The 20,652-nt window shown below is 41.6% G+C and carries 14 protein-coding genes and 2 pseudogenes; 13 read left to right on the top strand and 3 right to left on the bottom strand.

The genetic code is table 11. The features are described from left to right. Positions 1-14 precede the first annotated feature (14 nt). Complete coding sequence (locus PING_RS12445) at positions 15-1,817, top strand: bifunctional diguanylate cyclase/phosphodiesterase (RefSeq protein ID WP_041766472.1); 1,803 nt, start codon at positions 15-17, stop codon at positions 1,815-1,817. A 46-nt stretch (positions 1,818-1,863) separates the two neighbouring features. Here the strand turns inward: PING_RS12445 and PING_RS12440 are convergent, their stop codons facing one another. Further along, complete coding sequence (locus PING_RS12440) at positions 1,864-2,232, bottom strand: hypothetical protein (RefSeq protein WP_041766471.1); 369 nt, start codon at positions 2,230-2,232, stop codon at positions 1,864-1,866. Positions 2,233-2,699: 467 nt separating this feature from the next. Between PING_RS12440 and PING_RS12435 the strand changes: the two genes are divergently transcribed. From PING_RS12435 to phoU, 5 genes are all read left to right on the top strand, one after another. Then, entirely contained in the window at positions 2,700-3,752 is a 1,053-nt protein-coding gene (locus PING_RS12435; RefSeq protein ID WP_011770701.1) for a PstS family phosphate ABC transporter substrate-binding protein, read from the top strand. Positions 3,753-3,835: 83 nt separating this feature from the next. Further along, a complete protein-coding gene (pstC, locus tag PING_RS12430) occupies positions 3,836-5,242 on the top strand; it encodes a phosphate ABC transporter permease subunit PstC (RefSeq protein WP_011770700.1) in 1,407 nt (468 codons plus the stop codon). Then, a complete protein-coding gene (gene pstA, locus PING_RS12425) occupies positions 5,235-6,590 on the top strand; it encodes a phosphate ABC transporter permease PstA (protein WP_011770699.1) in 1,356 nt (451 codons plus the stop codon). Before pstC ends, pstA begins: the two co-directional genes overlap by 8 nt. A 40-nt stretch (positions 6,591-6,630) precedes the next feature. Then, a complete protein-coding gene (gene pstB, locus PING_RS12420; protein ID WP_011770698.1) occupies positions 6,631-7,458 on the top strand; it encodes a phosphate ABC transporter ATP-binding protein PstB in 828 nt (275 codons plus the stop codon). 26 nt (positions 7,459-7,484) lie between these two features. After that, the gene (gene phoU, locus PING_RS12415) at positions 7,485-8,204 is read left to right on the top strand and encodes a phosphate signaling complex protein PhoU (RefSeq protein WP_011770697.1); all 720 of its coding nucleotides are present in this window, start codon (positions 7,485-7,487) and stop codon (positions 8,202-8,204) included. A 235-nt stretch (positions 8,205-8,439) separates the two neighbouring features. On the opposite strand, the gene PING_RS12410 is transcribed toward phoU, so the two are convergent. Continuing rightward, on the bottom strand, positions 8,440-9,312 hold the full coding sequence (locus tag PING_RS12410; RefSeq protein ID WP_011770696.1) for an MYG1 family protein: 873 nt from the start codon (positions 9,310-9,312) through the stop codon (positions 8,440-8,442). Positions 9,313-9,620: 308 nt separating this feature from the next. Here PING_RS12410 and PING_RS12405 point away from each other — a divergent pair, with 308 nt between their 5' ends. The 7 genes and pseudogenes from PING_RS12405 to PING_RS20065 form a co-directional block, all read left to right on the top strand. Continuing rightward, positions 9,621-10,619, top strand: coding sequence for an NADP-dependent oxidoreductase (locus tag PING_RS12405; RefSeq protein WP_011770695.1), 999 nt, complete (start codon positions 9,621-9,623; stop codon positions 10,617-10,619). 622 nt (positions 10,620-11,241) lie between these two features. After that, positions 11,242-12,024, top strand: a complete 783-nt coding sequence (locus tag PING_RS12400; protein ID WP_011770694.1) for a phytanoyl-CoA dioxygenase family protein — start codon at positions 11,242-11,244, stop codon at positions 12,022-12,024. 670 nt (positions 12,025-12,694) lie between these two features. Then, complete coding sequence (locus tag PING_RS12395) at positions 12,695-13,879, top strand: acetyl-CoA C-acetyltransferase (RefSeq protein WP_041767246.1); 1,185 nt, start codon at positions 12,695-12,697, stop codon at positions 13,877-13,879. Between the two features lie 333 nt (positions 13,880-14,212). Beyond that, positions 14,213-14,693 (top strand): annotated as a pseudogene (locus PING_RS21875) (TIGR00366 family protein). 511 nt (positions 14,694-15,204) lie between these two features. Then, on the top strand, positions 15,205-16,713 hold the full coding sequence (locus PING_RS12385) for a CoA-acylating methylmalonate-semialdehyde dehydrogenase (RefSeq protein ID WP_011770692.1): 1,509 nt from the start codon (positions 15,205-15,207) through the stop codon (positions 16,711-16,713). A 388-nt stretch (positions 16,714-17,101) separates the two neighbouring features. Next, positions 17,102-17,860 (top strand): sulfite exporter TauE/SafE family protein, encoded by a 759-nt coding sequence (locus tag PING_RS12375; RefSeq protein ID WP_011770691.1) that lies wholly within the window; start codon positions 17,102-17,104, stop codon positions 17,858-17,860. A 220-nt stretch (positions 17,861-18,080) separates the two neighbouring features. Continuing rightward, positions 18,081-18,367, top strand: a pseudogene (locus tag PING_RS20065) (transposase); the annotation flags it as partial. A gap of 238 nt (positions 18,368-18,605) precedes the next feature. Here PING_RS20065 and ggt read toward each other — a convergent pair. Continuing rightward, complete coding sequence (gene ggt / locus PING_RS12370) at positions 18,606-20,351, bottom strand: gamma-glutamyltransferase (protein ID WP_011770690.1); 1,746 nt, start codon at positions 20,349-20,351, stop codon at positions 18,606-18,608. Positions 20,352-20,652: the final 301 nt, after the last annotated feature.

The following is a 20,652-nucleotide window of genomic DNA, read 5'->3' as shown; positions in this document are numbered from 1 at the left end:
GCGATGAAGAAAATATGCCAAATTTAACTATATTATCACTTGATTTGATAATCCAAGATAAAAATCTCAGTGTTTTTTTTCAGCCTATTGTTGAAAATATTGAACGGAATATTTTTGGCTATGAAGCATTAATTCGGGGCCCCTTTAACAGTCAATTGTACTCACCCATTGCCCTTTTTGCTGCAGCAAAAGACCAAAGTAGATTAGTGGAGCTGGAGCTTTTATGCCGAGAATTATCGATATTACAATTTAAAAAACTTAATCTCCAGGGAAAATTATTTCTCAATGCCAGCCCTGAAACTCTCTTTCAGCCTAATTTCCGCTCTGGTCAAACATTAAAATTACTCAAGAAAATAGACCTTGATCCGAGCCGTGTGGTGATCGAGTTAACCGAACACAGTCCTTTAGAAAATTATGAAGTAATTCGAGATGCATTAAAACATTATAAAGAAATGGGCTTTGAAATTGCGATGGATGATTTGGGATCCGGTTATTCGGGCTTGCGCGCTTGGTATGAATTACGTCCTGATTATGTAAAGATCGATCGCCATTTTATGTGTGATATTGACAGCGATAAAGTAAAGCAGCAATTTGTACTCTCTATCAAAAATATCGCGCAGGAGCTGGGTTGTAAAGTCATTGCAGAAGGTGTTGAAACAGCCAATGAATTTCGATTTATAGAAAAAATTGGTCTGCGGTTCTGCCAGGGTTACTATTTTAAGCGTCCGGCACCGTTGCCCGTCAGGCGTATCAATAATAACTTGTTTAGTGAAAGAAGGTTGACAGCGCAATCTAAAAATAGACTTATTTCATCTAAAATGGTGGGAGAGTTATTGCAGCCTATTGATGCAATTAGTACAGCAACGACCATTGAATCTTGCGCTACATTATTTAAGCAAAAACCTGATCTAGACAGTATTCCAGTGCTCGAGAACAACAAACCAATCGGTTTAATCCACCGTAACAACCTCACTAATTTATTTTTTTCAGCCTATGGCAGAGAACTCTCAGGCAGAAAGACGATCGCCTCATTGGTTGATCGCCAGGTACTGATTTTGGAACATGACTTACCCGTTGAGCAAGCGAGTATCTTAATTAGTGATCAAGCTGGAAGAAGGAAAATACTGGAGTTTATTATTGTCAATAAGGGGGAATATCAGGGCATTGGCTCAATTATTGATCTTCTCAAGGAAATAACCCATCTGCAAATTAATAACGCACGTTATGCAAACCCTTTGACCTTGTTGCCGGGTAACGTGCCGATCAGTAAAAATTTGGATCAGCGACTTAAAGAACAATCACCCTTCACTATCTGTTATGTCGATTTAGATCATTTCAAACCGTACAATGATTGTTATGGTTATGAAAAAGGAGACCAAATTATTCTTGGTGTTGCTGATATTTTGCGGGATATAGTGACCGATAGAGATGATTTTATTGGCCATATTGGTGGGGATGACTTTATTGTTATTTTATCTTCAGATCATTGGCAAATACAATGCGAAAAAATACTGGCAAATTTTTCGGAATGGGTTATCCACAGCTATAGTCCGGAAGACCAGGAGAGGGGCGGAATCGCAAGCGAAGATCGTACGGGAGCCAAACAATTTTATCCTTTACTGAGTCTATCGATAGGTTGTGTCAATTTGTCGCCTTCCATTTGTAACAGTCATAACGATGTGGCGGTATTAGCCTCCTATGCAAAATCGAAGGCTAAAAAAATAAAAGGCAATTCATTATATTTATATGACAGTAAAACGACGGCCAACGCATTGCCAGAAAAAAAATATCTCACCGAGTTATGTCATAGTTCATGATTTTTTATCTTTTCAATTCAAAATTAAAGACAGTCATGGTTGATGCTTAACCGCCGCCGATAATGGTTATTAATTTTTTTATAAAAAGTGTTACTGCTTTACTATTTTCAAACTTAAAAGAAATTCCATAATGGATTTCATTGATACCTTTGTGGACTCTTTTAGGAAATCGGGTCATTTCTGCGCTATGAAAATAGGCTTCTCTTTTAGTGACGCCTTTAATAGCCGCTAACTCTGAGGCAAAAACTTCAAAAACCGGGCGAATAATAATGTGTGGTGACTGGTTTTCTATGTGCAGATAAAATGCTTCTTTTAGTTTAGGCAGCATATATTCTGTTATTTTTTTAATACTGAAGTTAGTGCGGCACTCCAATGTGGTTAATACATTAACGATATCAGTTTCTTTAATTATCAAAACTCTTCTCCTGGCAGCCATTGTCATTCAAATATTGTCATTAAAATATGCTGCGTATATTTATTTAGGCCCGCATAGTTGCACTCGTTCCCCGAGGCGATAGACACAAATTACTTGAAGATTGATAAGGCAGCAAGCTTTACCTTGCTCGCGTCGTTTTGTCGTTCGGGCGGGAAGGCGAGTTTTGAGCGGCGGGCTGATGGCTGACAGCTTTAGAGCATAGAGCTTCAAGCCTTCAAGCGTTCGGGCTTTAGAGCTTTAAGGCGGGCTTTGAGCGGCGGGCTGACGGCTGACAGCTAACAGCTAACAGCTTTAGAGCATCGAGCCTTCAAGCTTCAGGCGTTCGGGCTTTGTTGTCGTTAATTAAAACTTCAAAATCACTGTCATTAAATTGTCACAAACCTGTAATGAACTTGTAATGGTATGGGCTGATAATCATCACATCGTCATACATAAGGAAATTAAAAATGAAAAAATTAGTATTAAACACGGTAGCACTAACATTTACAGTTTCATTATTAGCATCAGCGGCTGCAACAGCTGCAAGTCGAGATATGATTAGCGTCGTTGGTTCTTCAACTGTTTACCCTTTTTCAACCGTAGTGGCAGAACGTTTTGGGAAAAAAACGCAATTTAATACACCTAAAATAGAGTCAACAGGGACAGGTGGCGGCATGAAATTATTCTGCGCCGGCAATGGTATTGATACTCCGGATATGTCTAACGCATCACGCCGCATGAAAAAAAGTGAATATGAGATGTGCGTTGAAAATGGCGTAACAGATATCACTGAAGTACTGATCGGTTATGACGGTATTGTTGTTGCTAACTCTAATGCTGCACCGCAGATGAAACTCAGCCGTAAAGATCTGTTTTTAGCCTTAGCCAAGGAAGTGCCGGCACTTGACGGTAGCGAAACATTAATAAAGAACCCGTATAAAACATGGAAAGATGTTAACCCGAGTCTACCCGCAACTAAAATCGAAGTACTGGGGCCACCGCCAACATCAGGTACACGAGATGCCTTTGCAGAATTAGTTATGGAAGGGGGTTGTAAGCAGTACCCGTGGATTAAAGCTATCAAGAAAACAGATAAAAGTGCTTACAAAACGATTTGTCACTCGGTCCGTGAAGATCATGCTTATATTGAAGCCGGTGAAAATGATAATTTAATTATTCAAAAGATAGATGCTAATCCTGACGCAATGGGAATATTTGGCTTTAGCTTCCTTGATCAAAATACAGATAAAATTCAAGGTTCATTTATCGACGGTACTGCACCTTCATTCGATGCGATTGCCGACGGTAGTTACCCTGTTTCACGTCCACTTTTCTTCTACGTGAAAAATTCTCATGTTGATAAAGTACCGGGCATTGCCGAGTATTTAGCTGAATTTACCAGCGAATCAGCAATGGGGCAAATGGGCTATTTAACAGATAAAGGCTTAATACCACTTGGCGATGAAAAGTTTGCTGAAGTGAGTGCGGATGTGAAGTCCTATAAAGCGTTACAACTGTAATATCAGTCTGCTCTATTAACTGATAATACTTAAAATGAAGGTAGCCCAATCATGGTCTACCTTTTTACTTTAAAGGCCACTGTATGACCTCAACAGCTTTAATTTTAATCATAACGCTACTTACACTCGGAAGTTATTGGTACGGAATGCAACGCTCGATTAAGGTTGCAGGCGGCGTTAGTCAGATTAAAAACATGCACTCTTTGCCACAGCAATTTGGTTTGCTGACTGCATTTTGCTGCGGTTTACCCGCGTTATTTCTTCTCTTATTATGGGGGATAGTTGAACCCATTATTATCGAATCACTGCTAGTTAACTCTCTGGGTAAGTCGGTACAGGCATTATCCACTGCAGATTTGAGTTTATATCTTAATGATATCCGTATTATGGCGGGTTCTGCCCTAAGCGACCTATCAAATCTCAGCGATTTATCAAATGAGGTTGTAAAACAGCAGGCGGCACTGTATTTACGGGTGTTAAAAGACCAGGCTAGTATGTTAAAAGCCGGCTTAATACTGATCACTGCACTCGCGAGTGTGATGTTCATTGTTAGTCGCTTCAAGTTAAGCTTTTCTGCTCGTGCATTATCTGAGAGTGTCACTAAATTCTTGTTTTTAAGCTGCTCAATTGTTGCCATTTTTACCACCTTAGGCATTTTGATGTCAGTGTTGTTTGAATCACTGAAATTTTTTCAATCGGTGTCAACCTTAGATTTTTTATTCGGAACCACCTGGAGTCCGCAAATAGCGATGCGTAGCGAGCAGGTTGGATCATCGGGTGCTTTTGGCGCTGTACCTTTATTTGCAGGTACTATGCTGATCTCGTTTATTGCCATGACGATTGCGGCACCGGTTGGATTGTTGACTGCAATCTATTTATCACAATATGCGAGTCCTACTTTGCGAACCGTTGCTAAACCTATGTTAGAAATACTGGCGGGTATCCCAACGGTCGTCTATGGATTTTTTGCGGCACTGACGGTGGCCCCGTTTATTCGTGATACGGGTGAAGCACTGGGGTTAAATGTGGCTTCAGAAAGTGCGTTAGCCGCAGGAATAGTGATGGGTGTGATGATTATTCCCTTTGTTTCTTCTCTTTCCGATGATGCGCTTAATGCCGTGCCACAGGCATTAAAAGAAGGTTCTCTTGCGATGGGGGCAACGGAATCTGAGACCATTAAAAACGTATTATTACCCGCGGCGTTACCGGGCATTATCGGTGCCATGCTATTGGCTGTTTCCCGTGCTATTGGTGAAACCATGATAGTTGTTATGGCGGCGGGGATGGCCGCAAATTTAACCGCTAATCCGCTGGCTGCGGTGACCACAGTAACGGTACAAATTGTAACGTTACTAACGGGCGATCAGGAATTTGACAGCCCTAAAACATTAGCCGCCTTTGCGTTAGGTTTAATGCTGTTTGTTACAACATTATTACTTAATGTGATTGCTTTGAAAGTAGTCAGAAAATACAGAGAACAATATGACTAATCAGCTAAAAACTGGCCATGAGCCGCTTAATATAAATGATTCAACCATGCAAAGTAATATGCACAGTAATACCGACAGAATTAAACAAAGCCTGAAAAAACGTAACAGCAAAGAAAAACGATTTCGTCTATGGGGAAGACTTGCGATCAGCTTTGGCTTTCTGATGGTGGTGATACTGTTCGCTGATATTGGCACTAAGGCTTACCCTGCTTTTTTCCAGCATTGGATAAAAGTGGATATTGAGTTTAATAGGCAGTGGCTGAATATCGAACCATCGGATTCAGCGGTGCAACCTAATATGCAAGCCTTCAAGCAGGCAAACTATTCGACAACAGTAAAAAAATCGCTTTATCAAATGTTCCCGCAGGTAACCACGCGCGGCGATAAACGTGATTTAATGAGACTACTGAGCTACAGTGCTGAGTTCAAAATTGAGGATCTGGTCACTGCCAACCCTGATTTATTAGGGCAGACAGTCTCGCTGTGGCTACTGGCTGACGATGATGTTGACAGCTATTTTAAAAGTGGAGTTACGGTGGGTCAAAGTAGCGGCCGTATTAACGACAAGCAGGCCATGTGGTTAAAGCAATTATTCGAGTCGGGCGCGGTTGAAAAACGTTTTAACACGCTTTTCTTTACCAATAGTGATTCACGTGAACCTGAATTAGCCGGGATACGGGGGGCGCTTAGCGGCACCATCTTAACCATGATCATTGTACTGCTGATTTCTTTCCCCATTGGTGTTTCTGCCGCATTATACCTGGAAGAATTTGCACCTAAAAACCGCTGGACAGATATTATAGAAGTTAATATCAACAACCTTGCTGCGGTACCTTCTATTGTCTTCGGCTTATTGGGGTTAGCCGTGCTGATTAATATCTTCGGTTTACCGCGTTCAGCGTCCTTAGTTGGCGGTATTGTACTGAGCTTGATGACTTTGCCGACTATTATTATTGCCAGTCGCGCATCGATAAAAGCGGTGCCAAACTCGATTCGTGAAGCCGCTATTGGTTTGGGTGCTTCAGATATGCAAGTCGCATTAGGGCATGTGCTGCCGATGGCCATGCCGGGTATTTTAACGGGCACTATTATTGGGCTCGCACAGGCACTGGGTGAAACGGCTCCGCTGTTAATGATCGGAATGGTCGCTTTTATTGTCGATGTACCGGTTAACTTTACCGATGCAGCGACGGTGATGCCCGTGCAGATTTATTTATGGGCTGACAGTCCTGAATCGGCTTTTTTAGCTAAAACCTCTGCCGCTATTTTAGTGCTTTTAGCTTTCTTATTAATAATGAATTTTAGCGCAACATTATTGCGCAGTAAATTTGAAAAAAAGGGCCAGTAGTGCCCATTTAGCAGACAATATATAGACAAGGCGAAATAAAATGACAATAAAAAATAAATCACTGACAGATGGAATGGAGATAGAACACACTGTCGGTAATGTGTTTGCCGACGATGCTAAAATGTCAATGCGTAATGTCGATGTGTTTTATGGCGATAAACAAGCGATAAAAAATGTCAGTATTGACCTGGCGCGTAATCAGGTTACCGCGTTAATTGGGCCCTCCGGCTGTGGTAAATCAACCTTTTTACGTTGTTTAAATCGAATGAATGACACTATTGATATCTGCAAGATTAAAGGCAGTTTATTACTTGATGGTGAAGATATCTATCATAAAAAAATGGATCCGGTGTTATTGCGTGCGCGGGTCGGTATGGTCTTTCAAAAGCCCAATCCTTTTCCTAAATCTATTTATGATAATGTCGCTTATGGTCCAAGAATACATGGTCTGGCAGCATCTAAAGATGATCTGGATGAAATAGTGATTAACAGTTTACAAAAAGCGGGATTGTATAAGGAAGTTAAAGACAGATTAAGCGCATCGGGTACCGGATTATCCGGTGGTCAGCAGCAACGTTTATGTATTGCCAGGACAATTGCCGTGAGCCCCGAAATTATATTAATGGACGAACCTGCATCGGCACTCGATCCGATTGCAACTGCCATTATTGAAGAGTTAATCGATGAATTAAAAGAGAAATATACGATCGCGATTGTAACGCATTCGATGCAGCAGGCTGCCCGTATATCTCAAACCACTGCCTATTTTCATATGGGAAGTTTAGTTGAAGTCGGCAGTACCGATCATATTTTTACTAACCCTTCACATAAACTGACTGAAAACTACATAACAGGCCGTTTTGGTTAAATCTAAATCAGTCGCTGGAGCATAAGATGAGAAAAGATTTAAATATTACGGGACATATCTCTAAACGTTATAATGATGAGCTCGAACAGATCCGTTATTTATTAATTGAAATGGGCGAATTGGTGATCAGACAAGTTGAAGACGGCTTGAATTGCCTGCTTACATCGGATACAGAGCTTGCTCAGCAGGTAATTGATAACGATAAGAAAATCAATCAATTTGAAATTAAGATAGATGAAGCCTGCACCCATATTATTGCGACCAGACAACCCGCTGCAAGTGATTTGCGTTTAATCATCTGTATTATTAAAACTATTACCGATATCGAACGTATTGGTGATGAAGCAACAAAATTAGGACGTAATGCGTTAAAAATAATTAATTCAGAACAAAATCCGCGTCAATTTAATGAGTTAAAACATTTAGGCGAAACGGTGATAGCGAACCTGCATCAAGCAATGAAAGCTTATGCGGCCCTGGATATTGAAACAGCACTGCAGGTCATTGAACAAGATGAGCAGATAAATATAGAATTTGACAATATTTCGCGACTATTAATCACTAAAATGATGGAAGATCCCCGTGAAATAAAAAATTGCCTGCGGATCACCTGGTGCGCTCGAGCGTTCGAACGCATAGGCGATCATGGTAAAAATATTTGCGAGTATGTGGTTTTTTTAGTCGAAGGCAAAGATGTGCGCCACATCAGTATCGAACAGATTAAGCAGACTCTGAAAGACTTCTAGAATCTGCCGCTCAGGGTATTTATTAAGCCCTGAGTGACTTCAGTTTATTATCTGCTTTCGTGGCAGGGTGGGCTATCAAAGCAGGATCATTTGAAACAAGGCTGTCTCTATATTGTACAAACTAATTTGTACAATATAATTTAAGCAACATGGTTTAAGCAATATAGTTTAAGCAATATTTTTTATACGGCTTAACCCTGCTTCAGGTAGATTGGTTTTATTACTGCCAGCAATACTAATCTTCCTGAAGTGCCATGGCGGCCATTTTCATTACGCTTGAAAATGATTCTGCACCCGCAATAAATAAACCATTATGGCAGAACATAGCATCATCAATACCGGTTACATCCACCAGTGCTTTACCGGATAAGCCGGCCCATTCTTTTGGCAGTGATTTTCTGTCTTCGAATGAACCCGGTTCAACAGGCACGGTTTGAATTCTCCATTCGCCCGTCTGAGAGGGGAATACCATATATAACGCCTCCTTAGATAAGGCGTGAACCGTTCTTTTCCAGGGAGTATATTTTTCCAATACAATCACTCTTGGATCAAGCGCATTTTCAATCGCGCCGGCGACAATAACTTTTGCACTAATGCCGCCGTTAGCAGAGGCTATAAAGCGGGCTAAAACGCGTACTGCAAAGTCAACCGCGTCATCAAAACAGGCATCAAAGTGACTCTCTTCCTGCCAGGTAGGGTTGAACATTGAAATAGTCTGGCTAAGGCTGATACCTTTAGAAACCCCTTCGACATGACCACAATCTATGGCATCAATGTTTGATACCAGGCCCGCATCAAGCGCATTGGCGACGTCCTGATTACCTTGACATATTTCTAGGCCATATTTTTTCCAAATTAAACCAAATGAAGAATAAGGAATACCGTTTTCGCGTTCACCTGCACCGCCACGTTGATGATGATCAAAACGGCCCGCATCGGGATCATATTCACCACCCACATCAAGCACAATATCTGCCTGGCCGATAAGCGCTAAATCACGTGTGCGGATGAGTTTAAAAGTAGGGAAAATGCTTTTAAGGGCAGCGATACTAAAAACATCATCTGCATGAAAATTACCGTTGTGAGTTGCTATCGTTATATTATTCATTTTAGTGCCATTTTAGAAAGAGATAAGAAGGTGTCGGCGGTTAAACTGTCGTGGTTTTGAAGTATTAAATAAGTAAAAATCACAGGTAGGAGTCTATAGGAAGACGGCTTACAAAAATAGCTGATTTTAACGTCTGAAGAGCAAGCTGCGAGTTTTCGGGCTGCGAGCTTTCGAGTGGCGGGCTGACAGCTGACAGCTTTAGAGCATCGAGCTTTCGAGCTTTCCAGCTAGGGGGTATATCTCACGCTTTAAAGTTGCCATAATGGCACTGTCAGTTAGCAACTGGATCTCTTAAAAGGAATATAACTATGGCAACATTTACCGCAATTAATTTAATTAAACGTCCTACTGGCGGCCCTCTTGACTCATCATTATTTGAAGTTGTTAAAAAAACGATTCCAACTGTTGAAGCAGGGCAGTTTCTGGTAAAACAACAGCATATGTCATTGGATCCGGCTATGTTCGGTTGGATGAGCGCTGATATGAACAGTTATATCCCGCCCGTTGCATTGGGTGATGTGATGCGCAGTTCCGGCATCGGTGAAGTGACGATGAGTCACCATCCTGATTTTGAAGTGGGCGATCGTGTTACGGGTATGATGGGGTGGCAGGAGTATTTTTTAAGTGATGGCCAAGGGGTAAATAAAGTAACGGCGCCATTACCTAATGAAAATATTTTATCTGTATTTGCATTGCCCGGTTTAACCGCAGTACAAGGTTTATTTAATGTAGGCAAGCCTAAAAAAGGTGAAACACTTATTGTTACAGGCGCAGCAGGTTCAGTTGGTTCAATCGTTGGACAACTCGCAAAAGCTGAAGGTCTACGGGTGATTGGGGTTGTCGGAAACCAGGAAAAAGCAGACTGGATAGTCAATGAATTGGGTTTTGATGCCGCAATCAATTATAAAAGTGATGATTTAGACGCGCAACTGGCAAAAGCGGCACCCGATGGCATTGATCTTTTCTTTGAAAATACCGGTGGCCCAATCCAACATTTCATCTTTGATCGTATTAATGCACATGGCCGTGTTGTTGTCTGTGGATTAATTTCAGCTTATGATGCCGACGTGCCGGATTTAGGTCCAAGTTGGTTAAATATTATTAAACGTCGTATTACCATTCAAGGTTTTACCATGCCGGATCACTTTCATCAGGTACCGGAGTTGTTAGAAAAATTGACCCCCTATGTAATGGCTGGACAAATCAAACATCGCTCACATGTATTACAGGGGTTAGAGTCTGCTATTGAAGGCCTGAACTTATTCTCCACCGGTGAAAATAAAGGCAAGCTGATCGTTCAACTTTAATGTAAAAACGATGCTTTAATTGTTTTTTTGTTCATTCTGACTATTAGCTTAAAGGTTGCCACGTTTTGCTTGGCAACCTTTAATTTAATATAAAAAACAGTGTCCCAATAGTCATAACCCCCATCGTATAGTTAAACGCTCTTTTACGTTTTGTAGTCGTAAATCGTTGCGCGATGCTCACTCCAAGATAAGCCTAGTTTTGTAGTCGTCAATCGTTGCGCGATGCTCACTCCAAGATAAGCCTAGTTTTGTAGTCGTCAATCGTTGCGCGATGCTCACTCCAAGATAAACCTATCAGGTTAAACATGTCGCCTGCCCCCATTAGCGATAGCCGATTTTATCCAGTCAGACGGATATAAAAATCATACTCGTAAAGTCCGCCAGCTTGCTGCTTATATCAACAAACAAATTAATAATTAACAATAATCCACACTTGATCTGAATCAGAATCTTCTGACTAAGGTTTCAACAAACAATCATTTTTTTAACCACTAAAATTGATCAGCTATTTAATCTCATTACAGTTATTATACGACGGGTAAAAAAGCGTGATTAAAGAAAGGGTGCTCTACACCCTTTCTATCTTATATGTTCAAATAATAAGTTGAGGTAATAGTCGTTAATGCTAGCTAATCCAAGTCAATTAAAAACTACTTATGATGCACAAGGTTACTTTGTGATAAGAGATTATTTTACTGCGTCTGAGATTTCATCTCTTAGAAAGGTAATATTAAAATTTCATACCTTATGGAAAGATGACAACGAAATTTTCTATCGGGAGGAAGCGTTTAATTCATCTTTAATCACCGGCAGTCAGTACTTAGGATATGACAACCGGGTAAAGCTTTTTAATTTTATCAGCTCAAAAAAAATAATGAATATTGTCGAGTCGGTTATGGCGGCTGATCCCGCTTTTATGAATACCCAATTATTCTTTGACCCGGTGAGTCCTGAGCAAAAAGATTTTTGGCATCGAGACTGCCAATATGATTATGATATCGAAGACCAAAAGAAAGTGATTTATAATCCGCAGGTATTACATCTTCGTGTGCCTTTATTTGATGAACCCGGCATAGAACTGGTGCCTGGAACCCATAAACGCTGGGACAGCGATGAAGAATTTAATGTGCGCGAAGAAATCAAGGGGAGAGTGAGCAGTGACAACCTCTCAACCGGTCAGGAAATTGAATTAGCCGCGGGCGACTTGTTAGTTTTTTCGGCCGATATGATTCACCGTGGTCGATACGGCTTGGATAGATTAGCATTGGATATTCTAGTCTTTGATTCAGCAGGGGATTATGCTGATTATGTTGATGACGACTGTTTGCCCGATACTTCAATGCTGGATAAAATTGCCGATCCAAGGTTATTTCTGAATACTATTAACTTAAAGTCGAAGGGCTGATTTTACGCTAAAAATAAGTGTGGTTAAGTTGTTATTTGCCATATGATTGATGCTATGGAGTGAATTGTCCGAATAGAAAAATGCTTAGGGTTAGTATTTACATAACCAATAATAATCACTGAGTTTTCTTAGGGTAATAGCTGTTGTTAAACGGCTTCTTACTTGAAATAATTTTCACCATTAATAATGTATTGAGATAAATTTTTTCAGCATATTTCCCATTAATAAAAAGCCCCTTTTATTCCGGCAAAAAACAGTCCTAAAGTAGTCCCACGGATCAAAAATTTGATCTCACCTCAATATTTTCACCTATTATTGAACGGAAAATTTTATTTGTTATGTTCTGATGAGGTAATATAGTATTAACATTTTAGTAACATTAACTGCAATCCAATAAGGCAGAACCACTGCACGGAAAGTGAGGCCGCAAATGTTAACTGGGACAATCCTCTCACCTTGGCAGCTTGGCAGCTAAAATAGAAAATTCCATAACTATTTTATAACGGGGGAATGTGTGAGCATTGCTCCCAGAAAAAACAGACCCCAGAACAATGAAATAAATCTAATCGACAGACATCCTCCTGCTACCAATGAATCATTATGTTTAAAATTCAAGGTACTGAAGGCAATGATGTCACTGAATTTTAACAATCTGAAAGAAGGTAATCTTATGAAAGATGTCGTTATCGTAAGTGCAAAACGCACTGCAATTGGTTCTTATCTCGGTGTATTCAATAATGTATCACCCATCGATCTGGCTGTCACAGCGGTAAAATCTGCCTTGGAGGCCGCAAATGTAACACCACAACAAGTCGATAATCTGATTTTTGGTCATGTCTTTTCAGCAGGTCTTGGTCAGAACCCCGCTCGCCAAATAGCTAAATTTGCAGGTATTCCCGATCAGGCAACCGCCAATGTGGTCTCAATGGTATGCGGATCCGGATTAAAAGCGGTGATGGATGCGGTGCTGCAAATCCAAACGGGCGAATCAGAAATCGTTGTTGCTGGCGGTACAGAATCGATGTCTAATGCAGTATATACCCTTGATTCACATCGCACAGGCGCGAAAACGGGTAACTCTCAACTGACTGATATTGTACTTAAGGATGGCTTAATTGATGCGTTTAGTGGTTTTCATATGGGCATTACCGCTGAAAATTTAGCGAAAAAATACCAAATCTCCCGCGAAGAGCAGGATGCATACGCGCTTCAATCTCAACAGCGCGCAGAAACAGCGATAACATCCGGCAGATTTAAAAATGAGATTGCTGCGCACATTATCTCAACGCGCGGTGGTGATACCATTGTTGATAGTGATGAATACCCGCGTTTCGGGATACCACTTAAGGTTATCAGTAAAGCACGTCCAGCCTTTAAAAAAGATGGCACAGTGACGGCCGCAAATGCATCGGGTTTAAATGATGGTGCAGCTGCCGTCGTTCTTATGAGTAAAGAAAAAGCGCTGGCACTGGGGTTAACACCTATGGTCACTATTCGTGCGCAAGGTGCAGCTGGGGTTGATCCTGATATTATGGGGTATGGCCCCGTGCCGGCAACACAAAAAGCGCTGAAAAAAGCTGGCCTGACGGTTCAAGACTTGAATTTGGTTGAAGCAAATGAAGCATTTGCATCTCAATGCCTGTCTGTTATCAAAGGCCTGGGTCTAGACCCTGCTATTACAAATGTAAACGGCGGCGCAATTTCTCTTGGTCATCCGGTCGGAGCCAGCGGTGCACGCATACTTGTCACCCTGCTTCACGAACTGACTAAGCGAAAAGAACGCTACGGACTGGCGACATTGTGTATCGGTGGAGGTCAAGGTGTTGCGCTGCTTGTTGAAAATGAAAATAGATAAAAAGGGACATTATAGAATTTAAAATCATTAGTGTTACTGTGCCAATCTATGTGCGTTATGACTGAAGATAAGAGTAAAAGTAATACCACCAGACGGTCATGTCGAACAATGTATTGCTCTGTTTCAATCAGATGGAGATAAAAAATACCTATTTTCATTATAAAATAACTAGAACAAGGAAGTATATATGAACTTGAATAAAGTCGACGATACCAACGTCTAGCAACTAAATGGTCTGCAGTGGCTTACCCAATTTTTTGTTGCTATTGTGAAACGCTATCTGCCTAATCTCTTTATTTTGCAGCCTTACTCACTTTAGCTGTATTTGTGATAATGATGCCAGCCACAGGAAAAAATCCGCTTCAGGTCATTGGCGCCTGGTCCGGTGGCTTCTGGAAGCTACTGACCTTTGCCATGCAAATGTCTATGGTGTTGTTAATTGGCCATGCAATGGCCTGCGCCCCTGTTTTTAAAAACGTCTAGCTATACAGCCCCCTCGGACAGGCGATTCTGCTGGTGGCTGTTATCAGTGCTATATTTGCCCGGGAATTAGCGGCTAAAGTGATAGGTGTCGTCTATCGCCTGCTCATTACTTCAGCTTATACTGGTTTCTTATTCTGGCACGGTACCTTTAGCCAGTGGTGTAAACTTGGAAGGCGTCACAGCCAGAGTAGTCACATCTGCGATAGGTATCAATGAGACTTTATTTTCAACGATGAATTTGGCTATTCTGGCGGGAATGTTAGTCGTGATCCCGCTGCTAAACCGCGCGATGCATCCGTCATCACAGTATGTTATCACTATCGATCCCTAGCTGTTAAAAGAGCCAGAGCAGGAAAAAAAGCCGACCTCTGAAATGACACCAGCCTCCTCTTTGACTTCGGCAGTCGCCATTCATTTTAAAGCGTTTTTAGCATCCCATTTAAATGATCACAATGACCTTAAAATTTAGCAGATGGCCCATAAAAATCAGAAAAATAGCTATAGTCTGTTTATTTTTGCTGTTTTTTCCTGCAGGAGGCTATTTTATGCTCAGCAAGGTGGAAGTAACGCACTGTCATTAATGGCTGATAACTAAGTTGGGAGTAGAAATACCGAAGGTTCTTCGGGTTGAGCCTATGCAGTGTGCATAGGATATTTGTTCAATCGTCGCGTCCATGGCTTGCAAATAAAATTGATGACGTCACCTTGATAGAGTAAATTAAAGCCAATTAGCACGCCATTTTCAGTCTCGGCAACAATGTGCTGTGTGGGCCTATAGTCAAAAAATATAACAGAATCCAGCTCATCATATTATTAACAACGAGTCTTTAAGGGAGTAACACATGGAAACAGTTCAAAACTTTATTAATGGCCAGATCAGTGAAAGCAACAGTCAACGGTTTTCCCCTGTCTTTAACCCTGCGACGGGTAAGCAAACCAGACAGGTCGTGCTTAGCAATGAAGCCGAAACGGAAAAAGCGATTACTGCGGCTGATAGCGCCTTTCCGGCCTGGGCAAAAATGCCACCGTTAAAACGTGCCCGAGTCATGTTTGCTTTTAAGGCGTTATTAGAGACCAATATGGACAGACTGGCGCGTCTGATTTCAAATGAACACGGTAAAGTGTATTCCGATGCCGTTGGAGAAATTACGCGCGGGTTGGAAGTGGTGGAGTATGCCTGTGGTATTCCGCACCTGCAAAAAGGCGAACATTCAGCCAATGTGGGAACGGGCGTGGACAGCCATTCGTTGATGCAGCCGCTAGGGGTCTGTGTCGGAATTACACCCTTTAATTTTCCGGCTATGGTGCCGATGTGGATGTTTCCGATTGCAATAGCGACGGGCAATACCTTTGTACTCAAACCATCGGAAAAAGATCCATCCTTCGCATTGGAACTGGCTGCATTGTTGAAACAAGCCGGATTGCCCGATGGCGTGTTTAATGTTGTTAATGGTGATAAACAAGCGGTCGATGTACTGTTGACTGATCCGCGTGTACAAGCGGCAAGTTTTGTTGGTTCAACACCTATTGCTGAATATATTTACAGCACCGCATCTGCCCATGGTAAACGTTGTCAAGCTTTGGGTGGCGCGAAAAACCACTGTTTATTGATGCCCGATGCAGACCTTGATATGGCGGCTAATGCCATCATGGGCGCGGCTTACGGTGCTGCGGGTGAGCGCTGCATGGCCTTGTCTGTTGTTGTCGCGGTCGGTGATGAAACCGGTGACCAACTGGTTGAAAAGCTGCAAGCTCAGATCAAAGAGATGCGCGTTGGCCCTGGCATAGTTGATGGACCAGAAAACGACATGGGACCTGTGGTGACGGCTCAGCATAAAGCTAAAATCTGTGATTACATTACAGCGGGTGAACAGCAGGGTGCTTCACTGCTGGTTGATGGTCGTCATTTAACAGTAGACGGACATGAAGCGGGCTATTTTGTAGGACCTACGTTATTTGATAATGTCTTACCGGATATGAGCATTTATAAAGAAGAGATTTTTGGTCCGGTATTAGTAGTAGTGCGAGTACCGAATTATCAGACCGGGCTTGAACTGATTAATAATCATGAATTCGGTAATGGTACTGCTATCTTTACCCGTGATGGTGAATCTGCCCGCCAGTTCAGTGAAGATGTTCTGGCTGGAATGGTCGGCATCAATGTACCTATTCCTGTACCTATGGCATTCCACAGCTTTGGTGGATGGAAACGCTCGGTCTTTGGACCATTGAATGTACACGGCAGTGATGGTGTACGTTTTTATACGCGCATGAAAACTGTGACCAGTCGTTGGCCTGCCAGTGTGCGTTTAGAAGAGCACGCTAGCAGCTTTGTTATGCCAACCATGTAATAGACCAAACATTCGAGTAAGCCTAGTTAGTGCCGAAGCTGACTGGGTTTTTTTGTGGCAGCCAATAATGCAACTTGTTGGCTTAATTGCTACTTATAATGAGACTTGGCGGTATCGTGAAAATAATTTTTTTGGGGCCGCGACAACAAGTTTCATTGTGCTTATACCAGCTGCTATTTTCTGGCATAATCAAGTTGGCAATTGTGCTTATACCTGTTGTTATTTTTCTGGCATGCTCAAGTTGGTAATATTGTCATGTTGATCCGCTTCAATACGCCGGTAGAGTTCAAGATAAGCAATATTGTGATGTATTTTTTAGATGATGGGTTGCTGCTTATATCTTCAATGGACTGGCAATAAATATAACTTTTAACAGGGTAATACAGTGATGATTGTTTTAGATCCTTGGTTTTATGCCACGGCTATTCCTGCAGTATTAATCTATGGTATCAGTAAAGGAGGATTTGGAGGGGCGTTGGGTATTATTGCAGTGCCTTTGATGTCAATGGTTATCGTGGCCTCTCAGGCAGCAGCTATATTATTGCCTATTCTATGTGTGATGGACTTTTTCGCCGTTAAACAACACTATCGGCATGCGGATTATGGGCTATTAAGAGGTATGCTGCCAGGGTCTTTAATAGGGGTTGCGTTGGCCGGTCTCTTTTTGAGCGTAACACCAGAATCAGGACTGAAATTACTGATAGGTGGTTTATCACTGTTTTTTTGTCTGCAGTACATTGCCCTCGGCGCAGATAAGCAGAAAAAAAGAGGAACCCTTAGTGCTTGGTTTTGGAGTCTAATGAGTGGTTTTTCCAGCACTGCTATTCATGCAGGCGGCGGGCCAGCCAGTATCTATTTGTTACCATTGAAACTGGATAAAATAGTGTTTGTCGCCACTATGGCGGTATTATTGGGGGTTCTTAATTTGTTTAAACTGATCCCGTATAGCCTATTGGGTGGATTTAATCAGACCAACTTGATGACTTCGCTGGTGTTGATGCCGTTGGCACCCGTTGGTGTGAAAATAGGAGTGTGGTTACTGCACAGGGTAAGCCAGCCATTGGTCTACCGCTTGTGTTACATATTTCTGTTTCTCTCGGGCTGTAAGTTGTTTTGGGATGGGGGGCAAACACTACTTCAATCTTAGTCTTGGCTTCACCAATTCTTTAGCCTTGTTCTCTATTATGTTAAAGCTTCTGCTTGGGACTATTCCGTATCGTTTTTATCAACTTGACGTTTTCCTGTACTTGCCCATGGGTGAGCTGCCAATATTACATTTATCCTGCGCCTCAATAGAAGATTAAATTAATGGATTACATCAGTTCATGCCAGAGTGACTGCATTCAACTTTTGGTTAGGAGATGGGAATGGATTATCGATATGTTAGTCATACGGTTTTTAAGATTCAGTCTCATTTTGTTTTTGTTACTAAATATAGGTATTAAGTTTTAAAAGGTGATATTGGGTTGAAGGGGAGATCATCATCTAAACTATTTGAATGTTTCCCCGACTTAAAAAAGCGATACGGGGGTGTCATTTTTGGTCTAGAGGATATTTTTGTGTCACATCTGGGGATGTTACCAAAGAAATGATTAAAGAGTATTTAGCCCATTATTTTAAGCCAAAAGTCGATGATAATGTTAGAACTGAGCACCAAAAAAATGGGTCTTTGACCCGTATCTGGACTTTAGTCCATAAATCAATAACCACCTACTTTAGTAGGTGGTTATTGCGTTTAATTCTTATCCCAAATTTAGGTTAACTATTAAGCAAAGCTAAATTTTTTAAACAAAACAACTCCCGTCACTAACTATCATTGTATTGTAGTTCTATTATGGGTGGAAAAACGCCGGTGTCATACGGGCGTTTTAACTGATTGAGAGCTGCAGTCGTTAATCTCCTAAAGCAATACCCTCACGACGAGGATCTGCGCCGCCGATTAATTTACCATCTTTAAATAGGATTGCGTGAAGTCCAGAGTTTAGATCGCGAATATTCACTTCATAGCCCATCATCTCAAGCGCTTCTTTAAATCGTATTGCCTTGGTATCTTGTTCAATATCATAGGTTCCAAAACGGTTCACTAAATGCGGTAAATCTATTGCTTGTTGAATTCCCATTCCCCAATCTAAATGCGCGATAATAGTTGAGGCAACATATCCGATAATGCGTGAGCCACCGGGAGATCCTAATGCCATATAAGGTTTTCCATCTTCCATAATAATGCTTGGAGACATGGACGAACGCGGACGTTTTCCAGGCTCTACCCGGTTAGCGATAGGATAGCCATCCTTATATGACGCAAATGAAAAATCAGTCAGCTCGTTATTAAGGATAAAACCATTGCTCATTACCCTTGAGCCAAAGCCATTTTCAACGGTACTGGTCATAGAGAGGGTATTGCCCTCTTTATCGGTAATAACAATATGGGTAGTGGAAGGAAATTCAATGGATTGATCATCTGCCCGCGCGATAGCATTCTTCCACGGTGGGTTACCTGCAGATACCTCTGATAATGCTTTACCTGGTTGGATCAATTTTGCTCGCCCGGCAAGATAGTCTGAGTTAAGCAACCCCTCGGGCATTGGTACAAAGTCAGAATCAGCCATATAACGACCACGGTCAGCAAAAGCGAGTCTTGATGCATCACCAATGATCTGCCACGCTTCCGGGCTGTCTGCACCGAGTTTTTTCAGATCAAAATGACTGGCAATACCTAATATCTGACCAATAGTTAATGCACCTGAACTGGGAGGTCCCATGCCGCAGACAGAATATTGATGGTAAGGCGCGCACACCGCTTTACGCTCTATTATTTTATATGTTGAAAAATCTTCCTGCGCGAGTACTCCCGGGTTATCAGTAATGCCGGTCACTTTATTTACAATGTCTTTTGCTATTTGTCCTTGATAGAAAGCCTTTTCACCGTGCTCAGCTATCACTGACAAGGTTTCAGCGTACTTTTTATTTTTCAGTAAACTACCTTCTGATAAAGGTTCGCCATTTTTTGTAAAGAAATACGCTTTGGTGTCAGGATATCGACTTAACCGCGCTTTATCTTTTTCGATGGAAGAGGCTAATCTTTCTGAAACAGTGAAACCATTATTGGCAAGTTTCTGTGCGGGCTGGAAGAGTTCTGACCATTTTTTACTGCCGTATTTATCATGCAGCGTTGCCAATAACTTAACGGTTCCCGGTGTACCAACCGAACGCCCGCCGACGACCGCATCATAAAATTTTAAAGGTTTACCGTCGCTGTCTTGGAATAACTCAGGCTTTGCTGCCAAAGGGGCGGTTTCACGCCCGTCAAATGTGGTTAATACTTTCAGTTTTGCATCGTAATAGACTAGAAAAGCGCCACCACCAAACCCTGACGATTGAGGTTCAACGAGTCCGAGTACGGTTTGAACCGCAACTAAAGCATCAGCTGCATTCCCACCGTTTTTTAATACTTGGTATCCTGCTTCGACAGCAAGAGGGTGTGCAGCTGCAACCATATATTGATTCGCAACAACACTGGTTTTTTGTTTATATGAGGTAGCGGTTTCAGGGGCGACAGTGTCTGCGACTTGAGGGGAAGCAAACACATTCAAGGAGAGGAGGGCGACACCTGTGCACAACAATAAATTCTTATTCATTAATATCCTTATTTTATCATTAAACTAGCCAATTAATTTATCCGGTAATCGATATCTATCTCGAAATTAGAGACCATATTTTTGTAATGGAATGCAGATAGGTAACTATCAGTCATCTATCAATAGCATCTTTAGTTGATGGTTATCTATTTATAGCATGTATAGCAGTGAACTTAGCTGACGGTTATTCATTAATAGCATTTTTTGTGATGCACTTAGTTGAGGGGTATTTATTAGCAGCCTTTATAGAGGAGAATTGAGTGGATGAATGCACAACCTTATATTTAATCAACCGATTTAG

Origin of the sequence: Psychromonas ingrahamii 37, from assembly GCF_000015285.1 — a bacterium.
Classification (GTDB): Bacteria; Pseudomonadota; Gammaproteobacteria; order Enterobacterales; family Psychromonadaceae; genus Psychromonas; species Psychromonas ingrahamii.
This window is presented reverse-complemented; position numbering and strand designations above follow the sequence as displayed.

Coding starts and splice junctions, on each gene's coding strand:
- PING_RS12445 (WP_041766472.1), top strand. CDS start 15: ATGCCAAATTTAACTATATTATCACTTGATTTGATAATCCAAGATAAA.
- PING_RS12435 (WP_011770701.1), top strand. CDS start 2,700: ATGAAAAAATTAGTATTAAACACGGTAGCACTAACATTTACAGTTTCA.
- pstC (WP_011770700.1), top strand. CDS start 3,836: ATGACCTCAACAGCTTTAATTTTAATCATAACGCTACTTACACTCGGA.
- pstA (WP_011770699.1), top strand. CDS start 5,235: ATGACTAATCAGCTAAAAACTGGCCATGAGCCGCTTAATATAAATGAT.
- pstB (WP_011770698.1), top strand. CDS start 6,631: ATGACAATAAAAAATAAATCACTGACAGATGGAATGGAGATAGAACAC.
- phoU (WP_011770697.1), top strand. CDS start 7,485: ATGAGAAAAGATTTAAATATTACGGGACATATCTCTAAACGTTATAAT.
- PING_RS12410 (WP_011770696.1), bottom strand. CDS start 9,312: ATGAATAATATAACGATAGCAACTCACAACGGTAATTTTCATGCAGAT.
- PING_RS12405 (WP_011770695.1), top strand. CDS start 9,621: ATGGCAACATTTACCGCAATTAATTTAATTAAACGTCCTACTGGCGGC.
- PING_RS12400 (WP_011770694.1), top strand. CDS start 11,242: ATGCTAGCTAATCCAAGTCAATTAAAAACTACTTATGATGCACAAGGT.
- PING_RS12395 (WP_041767246.1), top strand. CDS start 12,695: ATGAAAGATGTCGTTATCGTAAGTGCAAAACGCACTGCAATTGGTTCT.
- PING_RS12385 (WP_011770692.1), top strand. CDS start 15,205: ATGGAAACAGTTCAAAACTTTATTAATGGCCAGATCAGTGAAAGCAAC.
- PING_RS12375 (WP_011770691.1), top strand. CDS start 17,102: ATGATTGTTTTAGATCCTTGGTTTTATGCCACGGCTATTCCTGCAGTA.
- ggt (WP_011770690.1), bottom strand. CDS start 20,351: ATGAATAAGAATTTATTGTTGTGCACAGGTGTCGCCCTCCTCTCCTTG.